The 2,036-nt window shown below is 72.8% G+C and carries 2 protein-coding genes; both read right to left on the bottom strand.

Going from position 1 to position 2,036, the window contains the following annotated elements; genetic code table 11:
* Positions 1-440, bottom strand: a 440-nt coding sequence (locus D7V97_RS42670; RefSeq protein WP_147445245.1) for a cytochrome c-type biogenesis protein, incomplete at its 3' end; no start/stop codon positions are given.
* 129 nt (positions 441-569) lie between these two features.
* On the bottom strand, positions 570-1,799 hold the full coding sequence (locus tag D7V97_RS42665) for a zinc ribbon domain-containing protein (protein ID WP_120616233.1): 1,230 nt from the start codon (positions 1,797-1,799) through the stop codon (positions 570-572).
* Positions 1,800-2,036 lie beyond the last annotated feature (237 nt).

Here is a 2,036-nt window from a genome sequence, read left to right as displayed (position 1 = left end):
GGGGAGGAAGGGGAGGGGGCGGTCACGGCCTCGGCGGCCACGGCGCCCTCGGGCACCGGACGCCGCTGCCGGACGATGACGAAGAGGCCGCCCAGCACGAGCACCACCGGGCCCAGCCACACGAACCAGTTGAAGCCCTCCGCGCGCGGCTCCAGCAACACCCACTCGCCGTAGCGCGCCACGAAGTAGTCGACGACCTGCTCGTCCGTCTTCCCGTCGGCCACCAGCTCGCGCACCTTGTCCAACTGCGCGCGCGCCATCGACGACGGGCTGTCCGCCACGGAGAGCCCCTGGCACACCGCGCAGCGCAGCTTCTTCGCCAGCTGCTGCACCCGCGCCTCCCGGGCCGGCGCGAGCGGATCACTGGCGGCCTGCTGCGGCGCGTACTGCCCCGTGGCGAGGCTCAGGGCGAGGGTCAACGAGAGGAGAACAGCGGTCATCGGGGCTCCAGCGGGGGCCGTCCCTAACTACCGCCCCCTGACCGGTATTGCACAGCGAAACCTGGGACGCACGCCCGCCACCCAGGCCTCCCTCCGCGCTTCCTTGGAGCCGAGGGGGCGACGTGGGGCTCAGCCCGTGTCGCGCTCGGTCTCCAGGTCCTGGTCGGGATCGTACGGCTCCTCCTCCTCCTCGGGCGGGAGCTGTGAGCCGGGCTCCTCGCGGTCCAGGGCATGTCGCACCGCATAGAAGCCCACGGCGCCCAGGCCGAAGAGGAAGGCGAAGGGCCCCACGGCCAGGCGGACGCCGACGAGCGCCCAGAGGAGGCTCACGCTCACCGCGCCCACCGGCACCCAGCGGGCGAAGGCCGGCCGCTCCGTCTCCGGGCGCAGCGCGGCCAGCACCAGCACGGCCAGCAGCGCGAGCTCCGGCAGCTCCGACAGGGGCAGGTCCCAGCCGGAGCGCCTCACGACGCCGCCCGTCTGGTAGAGCGAGTCATCCGAGGGACGGTTGCTGGGAATCACGCGCAGCTCCGGCGGCGCACCGCGCACGCTCCCGGGCACCGACCCGTGGTCCGGCACCGGCGACCCGTCCGCCATCATCGTCCCCCAGGGGAGGAAGAGGGCGATGAGGCACACCGCGACGCCCGCCAGCGCCAGCACCCGGGGAAAGCCGAGCAGCGAGCGGACCTCGAAGTGGCGCCCCACGCCGTCCGGCCCTTCGATGACCTGCTTGTACTGATCCACCGCCACCAGCAGCGCGCCCGCCACCCACAGCAGCAGCAGGAGGTTGAAGCCCAGCAGCCCCACCGCGAGCGCCAGGAGCAGCAGCGTGTACGCGGCGGGGACCTCCGGCCGCAGCAGCACCGACGGCACGTGGTCCACCCAGCCCGGCGCCTCGCCGCTCCGGCGCAGCTCGCGCGCGACGACCGCCACCCCGCCCACGAGCGTCAGCAGCGTGCCCAGCACGCCCACGTTGGGGAAGAAGGGGAGGATGGAGAGCACCAGGCAGAACGTCACCACCCCCACGCCCACCACGCTCTGCGAGTGGCCCGGCACCTCCTTCAGCCAGCGGGGCCCGGCGTACGAATCGTCCTCCTCGACCACCGGCGGCGCAGGCTTCTTCGCGGCGTGACCGGTGGTGACGCGGCCCGGAGGGGCACGGCCCTGGCGGGCTTCCTCCTCTTCGTCCATCAGCTCCGACGCGTAGGCGGGCTCCGTCATGGGCCGGCTGGGACGCGTGCTCCGGGCACCTCCTCGAGGCGCGGCGCTCGCGGGCCTGGCCGGCATCTTCGCGCCACAGTTCTCGCAGTACGTCAGGCGGACGTCCGCCGCGCTCTCACCGCACTCGGGGCACTGCATGGGCCTACCTCGCTCAGTCCAGGGGCCCGGGGGAGCCCCTGACTCGACGCCGACGGAAGGGATGTACTACGGATTCCCGGGCCCCCGTGAGGCAGGCACCCGGACGTGCCCTAGGGGGTGTCCCTAATTATCTGAAGAAAGGTGCTGGAGGCCGAGCGGCCGCCAGCACCGTGGGCAGGGTTGAGCTTGCAGGGAAAGGAAGAGCTGAGCACCCCTGGTGAGTGCACCGACATGAGC

The sequence above is a fragment of the Corallococcus sp. CA053C genome (assembly GCF_003611675.1).
Classification (GTDB): Bacteria; Myxococcota; Myxococcia; order Myxococcales; family Myxococcaceae; genus Corallococcus.
The sequence above is the reverse complement of the archived record's forward strand: the minus strand, read 5'-3'. Positions and strand labels throughout refer to the sequence as shown.

Excerpts from the sequence above, each read along its gene's own strand:
- D7V97_RS42665 (WP_120616233.1), bottom strand. The coding sequence starts at position 1,799 with ATGCAGTGCCCCGAGTGCGGTGAGAGCGCGGCGGACGTCCGCCTGACG.